This window comes from Vibrio sp. SCSIO 43009, assembly GCF_023716525.1.
GTDB classification, from domain to species: domain Bacteria; phylum Pseudomonadota; class Gammaproteobacteria; order Enterobacterales; family Vibrionaceae; genus Vibrio; species Vibrio alginolyticus.
Genome location: NZ_CP071842.1, coordinates 2,615,075 through 2,636,457 on the forward strand (window position 1 = coordinate 2,615,075; position 21,383 = coordinate 2,636,457).

The window sequence follows — 21,383 nt, forward strand, 5'->3', positions numbered from 1 at the left end:
AAACTTAAAATTTGAAAAGAAAAATAGGAGGAGGCAGCCAAGTCACTGCCTCAAATAGAATTACGCGTTTGCAGGCTCAAGCTCACCTTTGGCTTGTGCACGCTTATAAAGAATTAACGTTAATGCAGCAGGTACCAGCATTGCGACTAACATAGCCAAAGCAAAAATGCCCCAGAACTGCGGTTGGATAGACAAGATGCCCGGCAAACCGCCCACACCGATACCGTTCGCCATTACGCCCGCACTACCACAAATAGCAGCAGCACACGCACTACCGATCATCGCGCTCAGCATTGGGAACTTGTATTTCAAGTTGATGCCGTACATCGCCGGTTCAGTCACGCCAAGGTAAGCAGAGATAGCCGCAGGCACTGAGATATCACGCTCGCCGTGTTTTTTACTGATGATAATGATGCCGACGACCGCAGACGCTTGAGCAATGTTTGAAAGTGCAATCAGAGGCCAAATTGGCGTGCCGCCTAGCTCTTGCATTAATTGAAGGTCTACCGCGTTGGTAGTGTGGTGAATACCAGTAATGACCAATGGCGCGTATAGGAAGCCGAAGATGGTTGAGCCAATCATAGCGAAGTCACCCGTCATGGCTGCTTTTGCTGCGAAAGCAACGCCGTCACCCAACATACGACCGAATGGACCAATGATAGAGTGCGCAAGAATCACAGACACGATGATAGAGACAAACGGCACAACCACTAGGTAAAGGTAAGACGGAATGATGCGTTTTAAGTTGGTTTCAATAAACGCCAGTGCCATACCAGCGAGCATTGCCGGAATCACTTGCGCTTGGTAGCCCACTTTCTCGATGGCAAATAAGCCAAAGTCCCATACTTCAGGCACTTGCTTACCAATTAGGTAGGCGTTCATTAACTGTGGCGAAACCAGCGTGACACCCAATGTGATACCCAAAATCGGAGTACCGCCGAGTTTTTTCACTGTCGACCAACACACGCCAACTGGTAGGAAGAAGAAGATCGCCTCACCAATCAGCCATAAGAAAGAGTGTACAGTTGCCCAAAACTGGCTGATTTCCGTTAGCGTTTGACCATCAAACATCTTGATGTCGCCAATCACGTTACGGAAGCCAAGAATCAGACCACCGGTAATGATCGCAGGCAGCAGTGGTACAAAGATTTCTGCAAGGTGGGAAATACCACGCTCAACGATATTCATGTTTTGACGAGCAGCGTTCTTCGCTTCGTCTTTGCTGGCTTCACTTTTACCCGTCAGTCCGATCAGTACCTTGTAAACTTCATCCACTTCAGTACCGATAACCACTTGGAACTGGCCTGCGTTGGTAAAACAGCCCTTCACCATCGGTAATGCTTCTAACTGTTTCGTATCTGCTTTGTCCGTATCATTTAGAACAAAACGCAAGCGAGTTAAACAGTGACTTACACTGGCAATATTGTCCGGCCCCCCGACCAGCTCAATAAGACGCTCCACGTCTTTACGCGCAATCTTACTCATAACTTTGTCCACCCTGTATTGGATACATTCGATTCATCATTTTGTTTTTATAAATGGGAACATTCCCATTTCTTAATTTTAATATTGCCATCCGAAGGCAAAAAACAAAATGGGAACAGTCCCATTAATTGAGAGTGATCACAGTATAATTTTAGAGCAGATCGTTTTAGTGTGGGTCAATAAACGATAGGCTGTTGAGTAAAGTGAACCACTTCCTCATCGCCATTTAATTGATTGATCAGCATGTTAGCGGACTTCTCACCTGCAAGGGTATAACCGGGGTCGACACTAAATACTTTAGGGAAAAGGAAAGAGAGCAATTCATTACCACCAACACCTGTCACAACCACATCTTCACGGCCTAACTCTTGAAGACGCTTAATCACGCCCAACGCGATGGTGTCACTGGCGCACACGATGGCCTGAGTGTCAGATTGAAGGACTTTGTCTACCAACTGATAAGCACTTTCATGGCTCAACTTACCCGTCTGGAAACAAGGTGTAATTTGTTTGCGTTGACACCAAGCTTTATAAGCATTTAGACGAGCTAAGCCAGTGGTTTTGTCTTCAGGGTCAACACCAATATAAGCAATGCGAGATAAAGATTGCTGCTCAAGATGAGACAAAGCCATGTCTATCACACCTTGGTTATCGTAGTTGATCGAGGAAACCATTTGCGTGTCCATCGCGATCACGACGATACGATTCCCCCACTCCGCCAATGCTCGCTCATCACATCCAGTAAAGCCAAACACGATCACCCCATCGACGTTGCGACGTTTAAGCACATCCAAATGCTCATTGGTTTTATCGCGATCGAATTGGCTCTCCATGATCACCGCATCATAACCAGCGGAATACAAAGCATTGAGCATGGTACCAACGGCGCGATTTTCTGATGGTGAATCTAAACGGGAGATGATAACCCCAATAACCTTTTGACTGCCACCACGCATCGACTGCGCCGACTTTGATGGGACGTAGCCTGATTCACGAATGATTTGCTCTACCTTCTCACGCGTTTGCGGTTTTACCTTGGGATCGTTAGTAAGCACACGGCTTACTGTTGATTTGCCCACGCCTGCCAATTTTGCGATATCAAGAATGGTGAGTTTTTTGCTCATAAGTGTTCAGATTAAAAGAAGGAATCAAACAAAAGGGAAGCAGTGGCTTCCCTTATCTCAGTCAGTAATGAAGATTACTTGTTTAAGTACGCAGGCACATCTGCAATGCTATCTAATACTACCGTTGCAATGGCTTCGCCCTGTTCCGTTACTGGCTTACCAGTGCGAACCAAAATCTTAGTGCCAACGCCTGCCGCTTCTGCTGCCATCATGTCTTCAGCTTTATCGCCGATCATCACAGATTTCTCCATGTCGATCTTCAAGAAGTCACGCGCAGAAATGAACATGCCTGGTTTTGGCTTACGGCACTCACAATCTTGCTTGTACTCGCCAATGCCATGTTCTGGATGATGTGGACAGTAATAGATACCATCGAACTCAACACCTTTATCAGCAAAGTTCCAATCCATCCATTGAGTCAGAGACAAGAAACGGTCTTCACTGAATTTACCGCGTGCGATGCCCGATTGATTCGTCACTAACACTAGAAGGTAGCCTTTATCTTTTAGCGCTTTCGTCGCTTCAAATACACCATCAATGTACTCAAAATCATGTTCGTCATGAACGTAGCCGTGGTCAACGTTTATCACGCCATCACGATCGATAAAAACAGCAGGTTTTGCCAAAACGTATTTCTCTATTAACTCGGTTTAATCAGATTATTACATACCTTATAAACTTCAACACTATCTAATTCATTCTTGGCCTCGACAAAACGGTTGATTTGTTGGGCAAGAATCGGTAAATCTGAGGGTGCCCTGCCGTCTACCTCCTGCTTGTTATCTATACATCTTCGTTTCAAAACAGAACATCCATACATTTAGACGTCTAGACGTAAAAATATCTATTGACTTCATTCTGCTTAACCCATAGCATCAACTGAAAATTGAGATAAAGCTCAACATTAAGTTCTGTCAAAGGCCGTTTTTGACAGCGAAGTTCCCCGTATCTTTGGGCAGGTTGAAACATGATAGAAATAAAAAACGTCAATAAAGTGTTCTACCAAGGCAGTAAGGAAATCCTTGCCCTGAAAGACATTAACCTACACATCGACAAAGGCACCATCTTTGGTGTTATCGGTTCATCAGGTGCTGGTAAAAGTACGCTGATCCGCTGTGTCAACATGCTAGAAGCACCGACCTCTGGTTCCATCATCGTTGATGGTGTGGATCTAACCAAACTCAGTAAAAAACAACTAGTCGAAACACGCCGTAACATTGGCATGATCTTCCAGCACTTTAACCTGCTTTCGTCTCGTACTGTGTTTGATAATGTAGCACTGCCACTAGAACTGGCAGGTAAAGACAAATCGCAAATCACAACAAAAGTAACTGAGTTGCTAAAGCTTGTGGGCTTAGCCGACAAACACGAGAGCTACCCATCTAACTTAAGTGGCGGACAAAAACAGCGTGTGGCAATTGCTCGTGCATTGGCATCCGATCCTAGCGTGCTGCTTTGTGATGAGGCCACTAGTGCGCTAGACCCGGCAACAACTCAATCTATCCTTGAGTTATTGAAAGAGATCAACCGCAAACTCAACATCACGATTTTACTTATCACTCACGAAATGGAAGTCGTAAAAAGTATCTGTCACGAAGTAGCAATCATCGGTGGTGGTGAGCTGGTGGAAAAAGGCACCGTTGGCGATATTTTTGCGCACCCTAAGACAGAGCTAGCGCACCAATTCATTCGCTCAACGCTGGATCTTTCCATTCCTGAAGATTACCAAGCACGTCTACAAGCAGAGCGTGTTGATGGCAGCTACCCGTTGGTTCGCTTAGAGTTTACTGGCGCAACCGTCGATGCACCGTTAATGTCGCAAATTTCTCGTAAATACAATATTGATGTGAGTATTTTGAGTTCCGACCTTGATTACGCTGGTGGCGTGAAATTCGGCATGATGGTCGCAGAGCTATTTGGTAACGAAGAAGATGACAACGCAGCTCTTGAATACCTGCGTAAGCACAACGTAAAAGTAGAGGTACTTGGTTATGTCCTTTAATACGATTTCTGAATGGCTGAGCTTAAACAGCAAACTACTTTTAGGTGCAACGTGGGAAACGCTTTACATGGTTGCGGTTGCCGGATTAGTCGGCTTTGCTGTGGGTATTCCATTAGGCGTAATCCTCCATATTACTAAGAAAGGCGGCCTACTTGAAAACACCAAACTAAATAGCGGCTTAGGCGCTATCGTTAACATTGGTCGTTCTGTGCCATTCCTCGTACTGATGGTTGCGATTATTCCAGTGACAAAAATGCTAGTTGGAACCTTTATCGGTACAACCGCAGCAATCGTCCCACTGACTATTGGCGCCATTCCTTTTGTCGCTCGTCTTATTGAAGGTGCTTTATTAGAAGTACCGACAGGCTTGGTGGAAGCAGCGCAGTCAATGGGGGCGACTCCAACACAGATCATCACAAAAGTTCTACTACCTGAAGCAATGCCGACTATTGTTAACTCAGTAACGATTACCTTGGTCACTCTCGTTAGCTACTCAGCTATGGCGGGTACGGTAGGCGGCGGCGGCCTAGGTGACGTAGCCATTCGTTACGGTTTCCACCGCTACGATGTAACTATCATGGCCGTGACTGTCGTGATGTTGATTGTTCTAGTACAGATTATTCAGTCTATCGGTGACGCAGTGGTGCGCCGTGTAGACCACAGATAAGCATCAAAAATACAAATTATAAGGAGATAAAGATGAAATTTAGCCTTAAAGGTCTTTTGACTGTAGCAACGGCCGCCTCTGCTCTTGCTCTAGCGGGTTGCGGCGACAAAGAAGTAGACGTAAACAAAGTAAAAGTTGGCGTTATTGCTGGTGCTGAAGCACAAGTAGCCGAAGTTGCCGCTAAAGTAGCAAAAGAGAAATACAACCTAGATGTTGAGCTAGTAACATTTACCGATTACGTAACACCAAACGCCGCTCTGGATGATGGTTCAGTAGACGCGAATGCGTTCCAGCACAAACCATACCTAGACCAACAAGTGAAAGACCGCGGCTACAAACTGGCTATCGCGGGTAACTCATTCGTTTACCCTATTGCTGGTTACTCAAAGCAAGTAAAATCAATTGATGAAATTCAAGATGGCGCACGCATCGCAGTACCAAACGACCCAACTAACCTAGGTCGCTCACTACTGCTTCTTGAGCAGCAAGGTTTAATTACGCTACGTGATGGCGTTGGTCTACTCGCTACAGTACGTGACATCGTAGGCAACCCTAAAAATATCGAAATCATTGAACTAGAAGCCCCACAGCTTCCACGTTCACTGGATGACGTAACGCTATCTATCATCAACACCACTTACGCAAGCTCTATCGACCTATCGCCAGAGCGTGACGGCGTGTTCGTTGAAGATAAAGACTCGCCATACGTAAACCTAATTGTCGCTCGCGAAGAAAATGTTAATGCGCAAAACGTACAAAACTTCGTAAAAGCTTACCAAACGGAAGAAGTTTACGAAGCGGCAAAAGAGCTGTTCAAAGGCGGTGTTGTGAAAGGTTGGTAATCCCACTTTTCAAAACATGACTGAAAACAACGTTCTAAACATAAACGTTCTAAACACAAAAGGGCTGATGTGAAAACATCAGCCCTTTCTATTTGTCTATCTACCCATTTAAGTAGCTTCAATTCGCTACTTAAGATGGTCCCAAGAGATATTCGACACGATTCGGCAGTCATCACACTTAAAATGAAATATGTCATGTAGTGGCTCATCGAGTAGCCACTCGCCATCGCATTTTGGACACTTGCGCGCTTTCTCGCTCTCCAGCGACTGACCACCGACACGATACTGGTAATAGTACGTAGGGATCTTCGTGATGTATTCGATACGGCCACGTAAGTCCCAACCTCGGCGAAACAGCACACTATCCACATCGCAAATTTCGTGCAGCGCCGCATATTCCGCTCGGCAGCCCCCTGCCATTTGGATTTCATCACACGCTTGCCACTCAGTCTGCCACTTAATGACGGCTTTATGGTCTCCATTAAGTGTTGGCTCATTACGATACAAAGGAATTGGCAACAGGGTTTCACCACTTCGCAAAGGCGAACACGTATGAACATAAGTCGTGTACAACACTTGCCAGCTAGGTGTCTCTTCTTCGGCTGCTTGTTCTGAATTCAAATCACGCCCCAGCATACGCATTTTCGGTGCAAGCAAAGACGCATCCGACAAACGGTTCATGCACACTTTGACGAAATCTGAGTGATAACGTGGATGCAAGCTGTCTTGTTCTGGGCAAACAACACGAACGAAAAATTCACCTTCTCCCATCACTATCGGAAATTCACGACCTAATACTTGGCCGTTGTAACGCAGAGCATCCATCAAGCCATTAATGGCTTTGTCTACCGCGCTGACGGTGGTGTTATCAAAACACTCAAACTGCAACTCAACAACATACATACTTAGACGGCAGCCTCTAACTTATTCAAGAACTCAACCAATGAATCTGCCAATACATCACGTTTAGAGGTGCCCAAACGCTCTAGAATCACATTGCCAGTGAGGTTACAAATAGAAATCACATCCATTTCCTCATCTGTCGCTGCGATAAATACTGTTGGTTTAAGTTTCAAGCGGCGCTGCGTCACCAAATGACCAAGAATATTTTCTTGTAGACGCACGAAATCGTCATCGCTCCAGACTTGCAGCAGCGTCAACGAATTACCTTGCCAAGTTGCCTCCATATCGGCGCAGTATTGAGAACCATAAAAGGCTTTAACATCATCTTGCAGTGACAACTCAATCGCATTTTCCACATTGGTGAAATCGGCCATTTCATCACGTGCGACCGCTTTCCAAAGCACCTTTCCATCACGCTTCTCTTCGACACAAGGAGAAACAAGCTCTGCAAGCTCTTCACTGCTTGGCAACTCATTGTGCTTAGCTTGCCAAGCTTGTTGGTAGCGCAGGCTGAACTCTTGTAGCGCCTGAGTAACGTTTTGGGTCATGAAGGTCTCCTCATTCCTTATTTATCAGATAGCCGTACTTGCCGGATGGCAATTGACCAGCGGATTCAGTAAAATTCTCGCCATTCTAATCGAAAACGACCACAAAGTATGAGCAAATATTCTGACGCTAAAGAGCTTGCTGGCTTAACACTAGGTAAAACGACCGAGTATGCGAACCAGTATGACCCAAGCTTGCTGCAACCAGTCCCTCGCAGCCTGAACCGAGATGACCTCCAGTTAGGCGATACTCTGCCTTTCATGGGGCACGACATTTGGACGCTGTACGAACTGTCTTGGTTAAATAGTAAAGGTTTACCACAAGTGGCCGTTGGCGAAGTATACATTCCAGCCACCAGCGCAAACTTGATTGAATCGAAGTCTTTCAAACTGTACTTAAACAGCTATAACCAAACCCGCTTTGCAAGCTGGGAAGAAGTGACTGAGCGTTTAACACAAGACCTTTCTGAATGCGCAGGTGAAAAGGTGCTGGTTGAGGTGAATCCAGTGACCCACTATACCAATCAACCTATCGTGACAATGGACGGTGAATGTGTAGATGACCAAGACATTGACATCACCAGTTACGATTTTGATGCCGATTTGCTTGAAGGTGCGGCAGGTAAAATACAAGTTGAAGAGGTGCTACATAGCCACCTATTGAAATCAAACTGTTTGATCACTAACCAACCCGACTGGGGCAGTGTAGAAATTCGCTACCAAGGCGCAAAAATAGATCGTGAGAAGCTGTTACGTTACTTAGTGTCTTTCCGCGAGCACAATGAGTTCCACGAACAGTGTGTAGAGCGTATTTTTACGGATCTAATGAAATACTGCCAACCAAGCAAACTGACCGTATTTGCCCGCTATACGCGCCGTGGAGGCTTGGATATCAACCCTTACCGCTCAACGGAACAAGATAAGCCAGCTCACAATCACCGTATGGCTCGTCAGTAAGCGCATAGGCAACAGAAATAAGTTCGGCAATCTAAAGGGTTGCCGGACGTTTTTATTGTCCAAGCATGTTACTATATCAAATGGCTTCAACCCGCATTTAAACGGCTAATTGAGGCTTTTCGCCGTTATCGCCATATCTAAAAACAGTTCGAGGGAACGAAAGGATGTTTTGGGACAGTTCGCGTCTATTCAAATTGATTGGCTTTCTTTGCTTGCTGTTTGTACAGCCACTTCATGCTACCATTTTATCGTCCGCGTTACTCAACGAAGCACAACAATTGGCGGAAATAGAGCCATCACAAGCAAAACAAGCGGCAACCAACTATTTGTCACAGCGTGAACTAACAGAACGCAAAGAAAGTGACAGCCCTTCAGCCATGTCTCGCGACGAAACAGATCGTAGCGTTCGCACACCAAGCAGCACCATCGAAGCGCACAAGATTATCGCTCAGGCAGATTACGCCATGGGTAATGTTCGTTCGGCTATCGAGCACCTAAATAAAGCGGAACGCTTAGCGCAAGAATATCAATTGCCGTACATGGACTTAGATCTCCAGCTGATGCGCAACCAAATGATTTGGATGTACGACGAAAACTACTCAAAAGCGGAAGACACGCTTAACCAAATTGAACAACAGCTCGATGAAGCCGATGCCGTATTACAACGCACCGACAGTGTTCGCTACCGACTAGTGATGCAAAGAGCACTCCTCGCTTCACATAGTGGCGATATCATTAAAGCGGAAAACTTGTACTCTGAAGCAAAGACCATGCTTGACGATAGCCGCTCTGAGTTAGCCTTGATCGACTACTACACAGCCGTCGGCGAGTTTTACCTCAATAGCAAGAAATACAATTTGGCTTTGTCAGAGCTGCTATACGGTTATTGGCAATCTATTGAAAGTAACAGTGGTGCAAGGTTAGCAAAAGTGAATCGCCTTTTGGCTAGGCTCTTCCAGGAGCGACGAGTGTACGACAAAGCGATCGAATACTTATCTCAAGCCGCAGATTTTTATGACTCTTACCCTAGCTCTCCGATCCTAGCGGACGTCCTAGAGCAAATGGGCGACATCTACTTTTATCAGGGTAAGTTTAACCTTGCGTTAGTGCATTACTTCAACGTGCTTGACCATGAAAGTACCAGTAAGAACATCAATAGAATCATTAAAATTCGCTTAAGCTTGGCGGCTACCTACCTACAACTCTATAACTACGCGCTAGCAGAGCAGTACTTAGACCGCTCTAAAGAGCTTTTAGAATACACCAATATTCCTAAGCTTGAAGCAAAGGCTGCCCTGCTTCAGTCAGGTCTGGCTTATCATCAAAATGACAGTAAAGACGTCATTACTAATGCAAAGCTGGCGTTAGCGCTTGCTGAAAAGTCACCTGAAAATAACAACTTCATTAAGCAGCAGTCATACCGTTTACTTGGGTTGGGTTACGAGCAGGCAGGCGAATACAAACTTTCTCTGCAAGCTTATAAAAAATACACAAACCTCGTTCGTCTAGAACAAAAGCAGCTTAACCAAATCAGTGAAGATGCGTTCCGTCAGCAAAAAGAATTTGCCGAACAAACCATCCATTACATCGGTCAATCAGAACGCTTAGAGCAAGTGGAAAGAGAGCATCGTAAATTCCAGAAAATCTCATTTGCATTGTTTATTACTGTATTGGTCATGTTTTTGTTCATTATGCGCCGCGGTGTCATTATGCAGCGCCAAGCAAGTGAAATCGAAAAACTGCGTAACGACCTCTTCACCCACTCTCGCTCTCGTTTACGTAACTTGCGTATGCTGAATGTTAAGCTTTCTCGCTCATTGAAAAAGTCGAGCGAAACTTTCGAGCAATGGCAAATGGGTGAATTGATCCACGAACCACTTAATGATCGCCTACGCTTTGTTATGATCGATTTGCCATTCTTACGAAGCATGTACGTCCATAACGGCTATAAGGCAGGTCTAGAACTAGAACGGGCATTTGGCGACTTCCTTGCGGAAAAAATAGAAAAACCGTCGCGTCTTTACCATTTCTCAGATGCGAACTTACTCTACATAGAACCGAACGCTGACCGTGATGCTTCTGCCGAAGTCATGTTCGAAAAATTCCAGACTTGGGTGGATGAGTTCGCACAGCAGCACAACGTCAATCGTATTATTCGTATGGGCATCAGCGATTATCCGTTCTTACCCCGAGCCTACACTGCAATTAACGATGAGGAATTACTCGATCTGTTATTGCTTGCTACTCACATCGCACGAGAAGTCAGCTTGAAGGATAAGCAAAGCCACTGGGTGTTCTTAAAAGCCATCGATAATGCGCCTGCTGCTAGCTTTGCAACAGGTAACATAAGAACTGCCTGTCAACATGCCATTAGCCAAGGCCTGATCAAGATCCATTCGTCCTACAAGAATGAGGACGACATCAAGAAAATATTAAAAAATGGATAATTAAACGCCTGTTGAACGTAATAACTAATGACGCTATAAAGTTTTTTGTTATTATCAGATAATTGTCAGTAGTACATGGACTTAACCGTAGTCACTTCATGGGAATCTTGGAATCCGATATTCAGTCGCAGCTGCATCAGCTGAGTTGTCAACTTGACCAACTCAGACTGACTCATCGTGATACTTCACTCAAATTCAAACGTGAACAACAAGTTCTTAAACGCGTTGTGGCATCATTGTCTTCAGCTTGCCAGGGTTCGAATACTCAGGTATCCAACTACCTATTTGAAATCCAACAAGAGCTGCAACATCAAAAAGATATCAGCACTCTTATCCCGCGTTTAGCGGTATTAGAGAGGATGCTCAAACAGCAGTCGAAGACGATGGATAAACAGAACGGTTACCTTGACGAACAAATCAAGCACAGTGGTGAAACACTGCAACGTGTCACTGGCTTACCTGCGCAGTTAAAACGTGAACTACGGAACCTGATGAGTTTCTCTGAAGTTCACGCCAGCAATAAAGCTGATCAAGCCACTAAGCTACTGAGTATTTACGAACGCGCTCTGAAAATCATCACGTCTAATTCACGTCTACATCTTAGTGAATTTGAAAACAATCCCGACAGATCTCAGCTTGAGTGCTTAGCCAGCGACCTCCAACATACTATTACAGAGCTGGATTTCGAAGGAGAATCAGGCGATAGATTGCTGGATATTCGCGCTAAGTTGCTCCTTGGCGTGAGTGCCGAGTCTCTCATTGAGCTTACGCTCTCAACGCTGAAATTGGTTGTCGAAGCAACAAAGTTCGAGCGCGAGGCGTCTAGCCAATTCCTTGATCAGCTGAACACTTCTCTCGCAAGTAACCTAAAAACCGTTCATCAGAACGTCGACCAGCATCATACCTACTTTGAACACCGCCAAGAGCTCAACACAGAAATGAACAGCTTGGTTGAATTAAGCCAAAAGTCACTTAATCAAGCTCAAGATATCGCGGTTGTGAAAAAAGAAATCACGCCTCTTCTCGAAAAAATGGCGTCGCTGACAGAGCGACTGAAAATGACGGAAGAGCGAGAGCAAGCGCTGCAAGAACGGTTGAGTTACAGTAAGAACCAACTCGAAGCGGTATTTGAAACTACGCAAGATTATCGTCGACGCTTAGATGACCAAGCTCAGCGTATGTTGCTCGACCCGCTGACTAAAGTTTATAACCGCACTGCATTTAACGATCGACTAGAGCTAGAGTATCGCCGTTGGATTCGCTCTCAGCAAAACCTTCGTGTTGTGCTATTTGATGTAGACAACTTCAAAGCGGTGAATGATAGCTATGGTTATACGGCTGGCGATAAAGCGCTGAAGATCATCGCTCGTACTATTAACAAGCGCGTATCAGAAACGGAAACAGTAGCTCGCTTTGGTGGCGAGGAGTTTATTCTACTCGTCCCGGAACAATCTGAAGAATACACACTGGATCTGATTAAGCATATCCAGCGTGATATTAGCCAATTACCCTTTAAGTTCCGTGAGCAAAATATCATGATTACCTTAGCTGCTGTATCGACGTCTTTCAAAGAGTCCGATACGCCAGAGTATGTGCTCGATCGTCTTGGCAAGATGCTTGCGGACGCTAAAAAACGTGGAACAAACCAGCTTAACTGGAGCTAAGATTCGTACAAAAAGCGAGCAAACAAACCAAATTTGGTGCAATCTTCGCTTTATAACCACCCATTTTCAACGAGTTATCACATTTCTTCCCTTTTAGTCTGCTAAGCTGTAAAAACCCAAGTCACTTCAAGATGATGTATTTATAAAAGGCAAATGTATCATCTTGAGGTTGCTTGGGAGTTGATAACCATAAAACCAAATCGGCCAACTACCTTTCATCAAACCATACGTATAACACCAAAAAGGTAAGTTGGTACTTTCCCTCAAATTAATGCAACACAAGGAGGCGTTATGATTACCCATATAAGCCCCGCTGGTAGCATGGACTTGCTATCTCAACTAGAAGTAGAGCGCTTAAAGAACACAGCCTCGAGTGAACTTTATCAGCTGTACCGTAATTGCACATTAGCGGTGTTGAACTCCGGTAGCCATACCGATAACTCGAAAGAACTGCTCGATAAATACCAATCGTTTGATGTCAACGTAGTGCGTCGTGAGCGTGGTATTAAGCTTGAGCTGACTAATCCGCCAGAGCACGCTTTTGTTGACGGCGAAATAATTAAAGGTATCCAAGAGCATCTGTTCTCCGTATTGCGTGATATCGTTTACGTAAACATGCATTTGGCAGACGCCCAGCGGCTCAACCTTACTAACCCAATTCACATTACGAACCTCGTGTTCGGCATTCTTCGTAATGCCAGAGCATTAACTCCAGGTATCGCACCGAATCTTGTCGTATGTTGGGGTGGTCACTCTATCAATGGAGTGGAGTATCAGTACACACGTGAAGTGGGTAACGAACTGGGCCTGCGTGAACTTAACATCTGCACAGGTTGCGGCCCTGGTGCAATGGAAGGGCCGATGAAAGGTGCAGCAATTGGGCACGCAAAGCAACGTTATACTCAGCAACGTTATCTTGGTTTAACCGAACCCTCGATTATTGCTGCCGAGCCACCAAACCCAATAGTAAATGAACTGGTCATCATGCCCGACATCGAAAAGCGCTTGGAAGCCTTCGTCCGTATGGCTCATGGTATCGTTATTTTCCCAGGTGGCCCGGGCACAGCGGAAGAGCTACTGTACATTCTTGGCATCATGATGCACCCGGATAACGCCGATCAGCCAATGCCTATCGTATTAACAGGACCAAAAGAGAGTGAAGAGTACTTCCGCTCTATTGATGAGTTCATTCGCGACACACTTGGTGAGGAAGGGCAAAAGCACTACGAGATCATCATTGACGACCCGGCAGAAGTCGCTCGTATTATGAAACGCTCCATGGACTCGGTACGCCTTCACCGAAAAGAGAAAGGCGATGCGTACAGCTTTAACTGGTCATTGAAAATTGAGCCAAACTTCCAACTGCCATTCGAGCCTACTCATGAGTCGATGGAGCAATTGGATTTAAGCCTAGATCAAGAACCGCAAGTTTTAGCGGCCAACTTGCGTCAAGCCTTCTCTGGCATAGTGGCAGGTAACGTAAAGGCTGAAGGCATTCGAGAAATAGAACGTAGAGGGCCTTTCACCATTCATGGCGACGCAGTCCTCATGAAAAAACTCGATAAGTTGCTAAAAGACTTTGTCGAACAGCACCGAATGAAATTACCTGGCGGTTCAGACTACGAACCGTGTTATCGAATCGCTCACCCGGAAATTGGTGGTCGATAGTCAGGCTAGCATTCGTTACACTAGGGGCATTACGCCCCTTTTTATTGCTAAGTCATTATGTCTATTCATCTTGTTATCATTGATGCCCTAAACCTGATCCGCCGAGTGCACTCAGCACAACCAGATCCAACCGACATAGCAAGAACCATAAGCACAACGCAAAGAACCCTAACTCGCATTCTGTCAGAAGCCAACCCGACACACATCATCGCGGTTTTTGATCACCACGAACAAGACAGAGGTTGGCGCGCTGAAATTCTCCCTGACTATAAGCAAAACCGAAAACCAATGCCTCTGCCACTACTGCAAGGGTTAGATGCGATTCAACAAGCGTGGTGGGAGCAAGGTATTGATTCATTGCTGTCTGAAGGCGATGAAGCAGATGATTTGGTTGCTACACTCGCAACGAAAGTGGCCAGCCATGGTGAAAAAGTCACCATCGTTTCGACTGACAAAGGTTACTGCCAGCTACTTTCCCCTACCCTACAAATCCGTGATTATTTCCAACATCGTTGGTTAGATGAACCATTTATCGAAAAAGAGTTCGGCGTAAAACCAAGTCAACTAGCGGATTACTGGGGATTGACCGGGATAAGCTCTAGCCAGGTTCCGGGCGTACCTGGAATTGGCCCGAAAGCAGCGAAAGAGATTCTCACTCAGTTTGAGAGTATTGAAGCTGCCTACGCTAGTGAAGATCTCGTACCGAAATACCGTAAAAAATTGGATGAGCACATTGAGTCTGCTCGTTTATGTAAACGCGTCGCCGCTTTAAAGTGCGATATAGAACTAGGCTTTAACTTGCAAGATATTCGCTTTTTAGGGCCAAACAAAGCGGAGTAGTGCCCGATGGTAGTTTCACACCATGAAACCCTCAGATATTAAAAAAGCGCCATTTGAAGGCGCTTTTTCTATTCTAATCACTATCCCCAAAAGACTCAGGGAATAAAGTTAGTAAGGTGAAATATTCGACAGACATTGGATATGAATCGTGATCTCTTCACGATCATGATACAAATGTTTAGCTTGTAGCTTGAACTTTACCTTATTATCAATGAGGAACTGCTTCAGATTTTCAAGGTCTTGCAGCACTTCGTCATAACGCCCTTTCATTGGCAGCTTAAGGTTAAAGATAGCCTCTTTTGCCCAACCTTTTAACAGCCACTGTCCCATCAGGTGAGCAACACGAGCTGGCTTTTCCACCATGTCACAAACAATCCATGTTACGTTCTTGCGGTCTGGTTCGAACTTAAAGCCATCCACCATATGGTGTTTGATCTGGCCAGTTTCCATCAAACTGTCTGCCATCATGCCGTTATCAACGCAGTGAACGAACATTGAGCGCTTCACTAATTGGTACGTCCAACCGCCTGGACATGCACCTAAATCCACACCCCACATACCTGGTGCTAAACGCTCATCCCACTCTTCACGTGGAATAAAGACATGAAATGCTTCTTCCAGTTTAAGTGTTGAACGACTTGGAGCGTCTGCTGGGAATTTAAGGCGAGGGATACCCATGAAGAACTGTGAGTTGTTGTCAGTGTAAGAGTAACCAACGTAACAGTGGCCAGGCTCAACAAAGCAAATGTGCAGTACTGGTTTTTTCGCGTTATCTTTGTTCAGCATTAAGCCTTTGCCGCGCAACGCTTGACGCATTGGGACGGTAAACTTACGGCAGAATTTCAGTAGCTCTTTCGCTTCATTTGTATCTGGCGTTTCAATTCTCAAATCACCACAACGAGGGAATGCTTCAATGTCTGCTAGTTCATTCAAAATTGGACTAATGCGGTCATCACTTGGCAACGATTGAAACTCAGCTGCTACCGCAAACATTTGTCGAGCAAAAATTAAAGACTTAAAGTCTAAACCTCTCGCAAGTTTGTCGGCATCTCCATCTTGGTAACACTCGAAGACAACATAACCTGAGTTTCTCTTCACACGAGGGAAGCCATACACTTCCAACTGTGTCGCTTTGTCCTGAATTTCACCAGCACACTCTTTCTCAAAGCCAGAACGGCAATAGAGCATTAGTTGTTTCACTTGGAGACCTCTTTGATATTGAACGCAGCAAAAAAGAACAGACACCAACCAATCATGAACAGCAACCCTCCTACAGGAGTAATTGGCCCAAACCACTTAATGCCCGTCAGCGCCAGCGCGTAAAGACTGCCGCTAAAACAAAAGATGCCGATAATAAAGCAAATCGCCGCAATGAAAAAATACTTTTGTGCTTTTTGTCCCAAATTGAGCAGAAGCAGAATGGCACAAAACACAATCGCCAACGTGTGAATAAATTGATACAGAACTCCGGTCTCAAATACACCGAGCAAATAAGGGGCCAGTGTCGCTTTTAGCCCATGAGCAGCAAATGCTCCAAGAGCGACCGAAAGCAGCCCAGACAAACCAGAGAATGAGAGTAACCACTTACTTTTCACTGTACACCTCTTTTATAAACGCCGCTAACTGCTCTATCGCGAGTGCAATGTTACCCACTTCAGTATGACCTGAGATCTTGCGCGGTTTGAAGCTGTGGTCACCATCAGGTAAAAAGCTCACCGTTACTTGTGACGAAAGGACGAAATCATCGAATTCCTCACGCTTACCAAAGGTGTCTCGTTCCCCTTGCAGAATCAGCGTAGGTTTCTCAATGGTTGCTAAGTGCTCGCCTTTGTATTTCTCTGGCTTTCCTGGCGGGTGAAATGGAAACCCTAAACAGGCAATGCCCGCCACCAGCTCATTTTCAGCCAACAAGCTCGACATACGACCGCCCATTGACTTACCACCAATAACCACGGGAGAAGAAGTAAAGTGAGCGATCACTTCGCTGTATGCTTCGAGCAACTTTGGCGCGCGATCGGGCGGACGCTTTTTGCCATCTTCCGAACGTTTCACCATGTAAGGGAAATTAAAACGCACTACACGAATACCTTGCTCCACTAATCCTTTGGCGACCGCTGTCATGAAATCATGCTCCATCCCCGCACCTGCGCCGTGAGCAAAAATAAACAGCGGTCCGTTTTCAGGTCCCTCAGCTATCCAGTGATTCATCCAATACTTCCTCTTGTTCTTTTCTCGCGGTTGCTAACATCCAGTCTCTAAACGTTGCGATTCGGCCCATATCTGCCTGCTGTTCATGACACACCACATAGAATGCATTCTTAGATATCAACACCTCGTCGAATGGTGCAATGAGTCGTCCGGCTTCCATTTCAGGTTTGGCGAGTACGTTGTTACCGAGCGCGACCCCCTGACCGTGCGCAGCAGCCTGTAGCACCATCGTTGAGTGACTAAAAATAGGACCGTGGTTTACGTTGATGCCTTCAATGTTGTAATGACGAGCAAACTGCTTCCAGTCTTTACGCGAAGTATCGTGTAACAAAGTATGTAATTTGAGGTCACTTAAAGATTCTAATGGTTTGTTACCCAAAAGTAATGAAGGTGAACAAAGTGGGATCAAAAACTCTTGGTACAATTTATCTGCTCGCAAACCTGGCCAGTTCCCACGGCCATAGTAGATCGCCACATCAACATCATCAGTCAGTGAGCCTTCATCCATATCTACGGCTTTAATACGTACATCGATATCGGGCTCTTGAGCATTAAAATCGGCCAAACGAGGTACAAGCCATTGGATAGCAAAACTCGGCGGTAGGCTAATCGTCAATGCCCCTTTTTCGCTACGTTCCAACACCTTATCTGTCGCTTCCGCAATCGAGGTGAAAATATCTTTGATATCGAGAAAGTAACTTTGGCCTTCTTCTGTTAACAACAAAGAACGATTACGTCGACGGAAGAGCTTCAATGATAAGAACTCTTCAAGCGCTTTAATCTGGTGACTGACCGCGGCTTGAGTAACAAATAACTCTTCTGCTGCTCGTGTAAAACTGAGATGACGAGCAGCCGCTTCGAAGACTCGAAGCGAATTTAATGGAGGCAATCTGCGAGACATATGGGACCTCTAATAGGATTAGTTTTTTTAATCTGAAACATTATAAAATGTCCGTTGTCGAACAGCCAGATAAATTCTATATTTCACCCCGCAACACGGGCCTGAACGGCTTGATTTCTTTGGAAATCAATTGGCTTCGTTGTTGCGATGTTGTGTTTGCAAACTCGTATTTCGAGTTAGGTAGATTTCTACCATAATGTTTTGTCCACACTCCCTGTGACAAAACATATACTTCCTGTATTTATTTTTGACCTGTCTGTCAAATTTGTTACACCGCCTAAATTAGGCGGTGTTTTTTTATCTATCAAAAATCTCATCCGCATATCTGGCAGCAATATCACTTTATTACTCTTCTTTCGGATTAATTATCGTTATATCAACACAAAGTGTATGGCTTTGCGATAAGCCTCAACATTATGCTAAGTAATGGTTGTCTGTAACGCGATCAAAAACAAAAAAGGCGCAAATTGATGTCTCAATTTGCGCCTTTTAACGTATTTTAACAGTCAGCTATGGACGGTAAACTTTTACGTTGCTGAAGCCTTGCTCTTGCAAGTAAAGCGCTTGCAGACGGCTCATCACACCGCGGTCACAGTAAAGTAGGTATGTCTTAGACTGGTCTAAGTCACCAAACTGTGTACCCAGCTTGTAGAAAGGGATATGTTTCACATCCACACCTTCGATTTCAAGTGGGTTATCGTCTTCCTCTTCAGGACTACGAATATCTAGCACAACCGCGTGCTCTTCTACCGCTTGAACTTGCTCTACTTCTGGTGCGGCTTGCTCAGACTCTTTCGCGATATCACGAATGTCCATCATGCGAGCTTCTTGAACCACTTGCTCAAGGATACTGAAGTCGAATTTCTCTTCTTCAGCTTCTAGCTTGCCTTTCACCGCTTTCACGGTTGGCTTCTTAGAGATAACACCACAGTATTCTGGCATTGTCTTGGCGAAATCTTCTGTGCCGATTTCACGTGCTAGATTGATGATGTCTTCTTTATCCCAGTTGATAAGCGGACGCAGAATCAGCGTGTCTGTTACGTTGTCGATATGGCGTAGATTGGTTAGCGTTTGGCTCGATACTTGACCTAGCGCTTCACCTGTTACCAATGCTTCGATCTTCATCTTCTGAGCGATCATGCCTGCTGCACGCATAAACATACGCTTCAAGATCACGCCCATTTGGCCGTCATCGACTTTCTCTAGGATTTCCGCAACCACAGGTTCGAAATCAACTGAGATAAAACGTACTTTTGCTGAAGAACCGTATTTGTTCCATAGGTAGTGAGAAACCTGCTTAACGCCGATTTCGTGTGCTGGACCACCTAAGTTAAAGAAGCAGTAATGTACTTTTGAACCACGCTTGATATGAAGATAGCTTGAAACACCAGAATCGAAACCACCCGAGATCAGGCTTAACACGTCTTCTTGCGTACCCAGAGGGAAACCACCTAGGCCTTTATGACGAGACAATACTTGGTTTAGCTTGTCGTTCGAGACTTCTACCTTGATCGTCACGTCTGGGTTTCGTAGCTTAACACTAGCGCTTTCAATCGCTTGATTTAAACCACCGCCTACATAACGCTCTAGTTCAATAGAGGTAAAGTCATGCTTGCCGCGACGCTTCGCACGTACAACAAAGGTTTTATTTTCGAGTGCAGCACGGTTGAGTTCTAGTACTTGCTCGAAGATATCGTGCAAGTCTTTAAATTCAGTTTGCTTCACTTCCAGTACGTGGTGAATACCTGGTGTATGAGTCAAAACCTCAAGAACTTCAGCGTGGAATTCGTTACTCTCAGAGGTCACTTCAATGTGATCACGACGGTTAAATACCGCGACAGACTCCGTGCGGCTCTTAATGATGTTACGAATGTTGCACTCTAAAATCTTTGTGAAGCGCTTACGCACAGATTCACTTTTTACAAAAATTTCTGGATGGGGCTTTACAATAAATTTCATAGTCTAATTCGCAGGTTAGTTTCGCAATCAACAAAGAGTGACACTCAACTTCAATACTTCATACGCAGTAAAACCGCGTTTCAGTCACAAAAAGTAGTCTGAGCTCACTTTTAAGGCGCAAGATTATACACCCAAGCGGATTGGAAAAACAAAAAAAGCGAGCAATCTGCTCGCTTTCTTATCTCTTTACTGACTTAAAACTAAAGCCTAGTTATTGAATTACCGGCACTTCTTCACTGTAGAGAGGCTCGCCTTGCATAATGCTGATTTCAACCCGTCGGTTAAGCGCACGATTTTCATCAGAATCATTCGGTAACAAGGGTTCCGTATCCGCCATGCCTCGTACTCTTAAACGTTGATGAGAGAAGCCTCTCACTTTCTCCATCTCTTGCGCGACTGATACTGCGCGCTGAGAAGAGAGATCCCAGTTAGAACGATAAAGTTCCGAGTCTAGCGGTCGATTGTCTGTATGGCCAGATACTCGAACAATGCCTGGCACATCTTTTACTAGCTCTGCAATCTGACGAACTAAAGGGCGAAACTTAGGCTGCAAGAAGGCCGAACCTTCTGGGAATGCACCTTTTTCACGCATACGTATAACAATCTGCTGACCGAGGTTTTCAACTTCAATGGCGCCTTGTTCAATCTCTCGTTCTAAGGCTTTCTTGATGCTTTCCATCAAGGTTTCCATCTCTTGAGACATCTCTTTAGATTGCTGTTGTTGCATGTCCGCTTCGGCAGACTCATTGTTTTGAGTTGACGTTTCTGGCGATTGCCCACCCGTTAACTTGCCTTCATCACGTTTTGTGCCACCAGCTCGATCAGACTCCCCTTCATGAAATTCGAGCGTCTGCTGAGTGATGTCCATGGTTTGCTGCATGATGACATCAATCGGAGTTGGTTCCGGCCGACCCGGTCGAAACTCTTGGGCAATAATGCTAGTGCCTTTGGGAATGTCTTTCACTTCAAGCTGATTTTGCACACCGAAGGCAAATTTCATTGATCCTGCAATTTGTTTGAACTTCAGTACATCCATCTCAGAAAAAGAGAGCAGAAGAACAAAGAAACACATCAGTAGCGACATCAAATCTGCGAATGTCCCCATCCATAACGGGAGGCCAGGTGGCGGACAATCGCATTTGTTATCTTCATCATCCATCACGACTCTCCA

General features: G+C 45.2%; 19 protein-coding genes. 8 read left to right on the forward strand and 11 right to left on the reverse strand.

What is annotated here, in order from left to right; translation table 11 throughout:
- Positions 1-60 precede the first annotated feature (60 nt).
- The 3 genes from treB to gmhB form a co-directional block, all read right to left on the reverse strand.
- Positions 61-1,485 (reverse strand): PTS trehalose transporter subunit IIBC, encoded by a 1,425-nt coding sequence (gene treB, locus J4N43_RS12190; protein WP_005381959.1) that lies wholly within the window; start codon positions 1,483-1,485, stop codon positions 61-63.
- Between the two features lie 176 nt (positions 1,486-1,661).
- The gene (treR, locus tag J4N43_RS12195) at positions 1,662-2,609 is read right to left on the reverse strand and encodes a trehalose operon repressor TreR (RefSeq protein WP_033905853.1); all 948 of its coding nucleotides are present in this window, start codon (positions 2,607-2,609) and stop codon (positions 1,662-1,664) included.
- Between the two features lie 74 nt (positions 2,610-2,683).
- The gene (gene gmhB, locus J4N43_RS12200) at positions 2,684-3,235 is read right to left on the reverse strand and encodes a D-glycero-beta-D-manno-heptose 1,7-bisphosphate 7-phosphatase (protein ID WP_054729997.1); all 552 of its coding nucleotides are present in this window, start codon (positions 3,233-3,235) and stop codon (positions 2,684-2,686) included.
- Positions 3,236-3,576: 341 nt separating this feature from the next.
- Between gmhB and metN the strand changes: the two genes are divergently transcribed.
- From metN to J4N43_RS12215, 3 genes are read left to right on the forward strand one after another with little or no spacing between them, the layout of a single operon-like run.
- The gene (gene metN, locus J4N43_RS12205; RefSeq protein WP_005381962.1) at positions 3,577-4,611 is read left to right on the forward strand and encodes a methionine ABC transporter ATP-binding protein MetN; all 1,035 of its coding nucleotides are present in this window, start codon (positions 3,577-3,579) and stop codon (positions 4,609-4,611) included.
- Positions 4,601-5,278, forward strand: coding sequence for a methionine ABC transporter permease (locus J4N43_RS12210; protein ID WP_005383604.1), 678 nt, complete (start codon positions 4,601-4,603; stop codon positions 5,276-5,278). Before metN ends, J4N43_RS12210 begins: the two co-directional genes overlap by 11 nt.
- Positions 5,279-5,310: 32 nt before the next feature.
- Positions 5,311-6,120, forward strand: a complete 810-nt coding sequence (locus tag J4N43_RS12215; protein WP_005381966.1) for a MetQ/NlpA family lipoprotein — start codon at positions 5,311-5,313, stop codon at positions 6,118-6,120.
- A 126-nt stretch (positions 6,121-6,246) separates the two neighbouring features.
- Here J4N43_RS12215 and J4N43_RS12220 read toward each other — a convergent pair whose 3' ends face one another.
- Both J4N43_RS12220 and syd read right to left on the reverse strand, forming a co-directional pair.
- The gene (locus tag J4N43_RS12220) at positions 6,247-7,023 is read right to left on the reverse strand and encodes a Zn-ribbon-containing protein (protein WP_158159578.1); all 777 of its coding nucleotides are present in this window, start codon (positions 7,021-7,023) and stop codon (positions 6,247-6,249) included.
- 2 nt (positions 7,024-7,025) lie between these two features.
- Positions 7,026-7,571 (reverse strand): SecY-interacting protein, encoded by a 546-nt coding sequence (syd, locus tag J4N43_RS12225; RefSeq protein WP_005381970.1) that lies wholly within the window; start codon positions 7,569-7,571, stop codon positions 7,026-7,028.
- Positions 7,572-7,679: 108 nt separating this feature from the next.
- Here syd and queF point away from each other — a divergent pair, with 108 nt between their 5' ends.
- From queF to xni, 5 genes are all read left to right on the forward strand, one after another.
- Complete coding sequence (gene queF, locus J4N43_RS12230; RefSeq protein ID WP_053306524.1) at positions 7,680-8,525, forward strand: NADPH-dependent 7-cyano-7-deazaguanine reductase QueF; 846 nt, start codon at positions 7,680-7,682, stop codon at positions 8,523-8,525.
- Between the two features lie 164 nt (positions 8,526-8,689).
- Positions 8,690-10,972, forward strand: a complete 2,283-nt coding sequence (locus J4N43_RS12235) for a tetratricopeptide repeat protein (protein WP_017635678.1) — start codon at positions 8,690-8,692, stop codon at positions 10,970-10,972.
- A gap of 98 nt (positions 10,973-11,070) precedes the next feature.
- Complete coding sequence (locus tag J4N43_RS12240; RefSeq protein WP_005381978.1) at positions 11,071-12,636, forward strand: GGDEF domain-containing protein; 1,566 nt, start codon at positions 11,071-11,073, stop codon at positions 12,634-12,636.
- A gap of 291 nt (positions 12,637-12,927) precedes the next feature.
- A complete protein-coding gene (gene ppnN / locus J4N43_RS12245; protein ID WP_005383611.1) occupies positions 12,928-14,304 on the forward strand; it encodes a nucleotide 5'-monophosphate nucleosidase PpnN in 1,377 nt (458 codons plus the stop codon).
- Positions 14,305-14,361: 57 nt separating this feature from the next.
- The gene (xni, locus tag J4N43_RS12250; protein WP_053350270.1) at positions 14,362-15,144 is read left to right on the forward strand and encodes a flap endonuclease Xni; all 783 of its coding nucleotides are present in this window, start codon (positions 14,362-14,364) and stop codon (positions 15,142-15,144) included.
- A 108-nt stretch (positions 15,145-15,252) separates the two neighbouring features.
- Here the strand turns inward: xni and rlmM are convergent, their stop codons facing one another.
- From rlmM to J4N43_RS12280, 6 genes are all read right to left on the reverse strand, one after another.
- Entirely contained in the window at positions 15,253-16,344 is a 1,092-nt protein-coding gene (gene rlmM, locus J4N43_RS12255; RefSeq protein ID WP_017820611.1) for a 23S rRNA (cytidine(2498)-2'-O)-methyltransferase RlmM, read from the reverse strand.
- The gene (locus J4N43_RS12260; RefSeq protein WP_047010151.1) at positions 16,341-16,739 is read right to left on the reverse strand and encodes a DUF423 domain-containing protein; all 399 of its coding nucleotides are present in this window, start codon (positions 16,737-16,739) and stop codon (positions 16,341-16,343) included. Before J4N43_RS12260 ends, rlmM begins: the two co-directional genes overlap by 4 nt.
- Positions 16,729-17,352 (reverse strand): alpha/beta fold hydrolase, encoded by a 624-nt coding sequence (locus J4N43_RS12265; RefSeq protein ID WP_005383614.1) that lies wholly within the window; start codon positions 17,350-17,352, stop codon positions 16,729-16,731. The genes J4N43_RS12260 and J4N43_RS12265 overlap by 11 nt, the downstream gene beginning before the upstream one ends.
- On the reverse strand, positions 17,333-18,253 hold the full coding sequence (locus J4N43_RS12270) for a transcriptional regulator GcvA (RefSeq protein ID WP_005383616.1): 921 nt from the start codon (positions 18,251-18,253) through the stop codon (positions 17,333-17,335). The genes J4N43_RS12265 and J4N43_RS12270 overlap by 20 nt, the downstream gene beginning before the upstream one ends.
- Positions 18,254-18,763: 510 nt before the next feature.
- Positions 18,764-20,212, reverse strand: coding sequence for a tRNA uracil 4-sulfurtransferase ThiI (gene thiI, locus J4N43_RS12275; RefSeq protein WP_005383617.1), 1,449 nt, complete (start codon positions 20,210-20,212; stop codon positions 18,764-18,766).
- 211 nt (positions 20,213-20,423) lie between these two features.
- Positions 20,424-21,371 (reverse strand): flagellar motor protein MotB, encoded by a 948-nt coding sequence (locus J4N43_RS12280; protein ID WP_042521210.1) that lies wholly within the window; start codon positions 21,369-21,371, stop codon positions 20,424-20,426.
- Positions 21,372-21,383: the final 12 nt, after the last annotated feature.

Coding starts and splice junctions, on each gene's coding strand:
- metN (WP_005381962.1), top strand. CDS start 3,577: ATGATAGAAATAAAAAACGTCAATAAAGTGTTCTACCAAGGCAGTAAG.
- J4N43_RS12270 (WP_005383616.1), bottom strand. CDS start 18,253: ATGTCTCGCAGATTGCCTCCATTAAATTCGCTTCGAGTCTTCGAAGCG.
- J4N43_RS12220 (WP_158159578.1), bottom strand. CDS start 7,023: ATGTATGTTGTTGAGTTGCAGTTTGAGTGTTTTGATAACACCACCGTC.
- J4N43_RS12280 (WP_042521210.1), bottom strand. CDS start 21,371: ATGGATGATGAAGATAACAAATGCGATTGTCCGCCACCTGGCCTCCCG.
- thiI (WP_005383617.1), bottom strand. CDS start 20,212: ATGAAATTTATTGTAAAGCCCCATCCAGAAATTTTTGTAAAAAGTGAA.
- treR (WP_033905853.1), bottom strand. CDS start 2,609: ATGAGCAAAAAACTCACCATTCTTGATATCGCAAAATTGGCAGGCGTG.
- J4N43_RS12215 (WP_005381966.1), top strand. CDS start 5,311: ATGAAATTTAGCCTTAAAGGTCTTTTGACTGTAGCAACGGCCGCCTCT.
- queF (WP_053306524.1), top strand. CDS start 7,680: ATGAGCAAATATTCTGACGCTAAAGAGCTTGCTGGCTTAACACTAGGT.
- J4N43_RS12210 (WP_005383604.1), top strand. CDS start 4,601: ATGTCCTTTAATACGATTTCTGAATGGCTGAGCTTAAACAGCAAACTA.
- syd (WP_005381970.1), bottom strand. CDS start 7,571: ATGACCCAAAACGTTACTCAGGCGCTACAAGAGTTCAGCCTGCGCTAC.
- J4N43_RS12240 (WP_005381978.1), top strand. CDS start 11,071: ATGGGAATCTTGGAATCCGATATTCAGTCGCAGCTGCATCAGCTGAGT.
- J4N43_RS12235 (WP_017635678.1), top strand. CDS start 8,690: ATGTTTTGGGACAGTTCGCGTCTATTCAAATTGATTGGCTTTCTTTGC.
- ppnN (WP_005383611.1), top strand. CDS start 12,928: ATGATTACCCATATAAGCCCCGCTGGTAGCATGGACTTGCTATCTCAA.
- xni (WP_053350270.1), top strand. CDS start 14,362: ATGTCTATTCATCTTGTTATCATTGATGCCCTAAACCTGATCCGCCGA.
- J4N43_RS12265 (WP_005383614.1), bottom strand. CDS start 17,352: ATGAATCACTGGATAGCTGAGGGACCTGAAAACGGACCGCTGTTTATT.
- treB (WP_005381959.1), bottom strand. CDS start 1,485: ATGAGTAAGATTGCGCGTAAAGACGTGGAGCGTCTTATTGAGCTGGTC.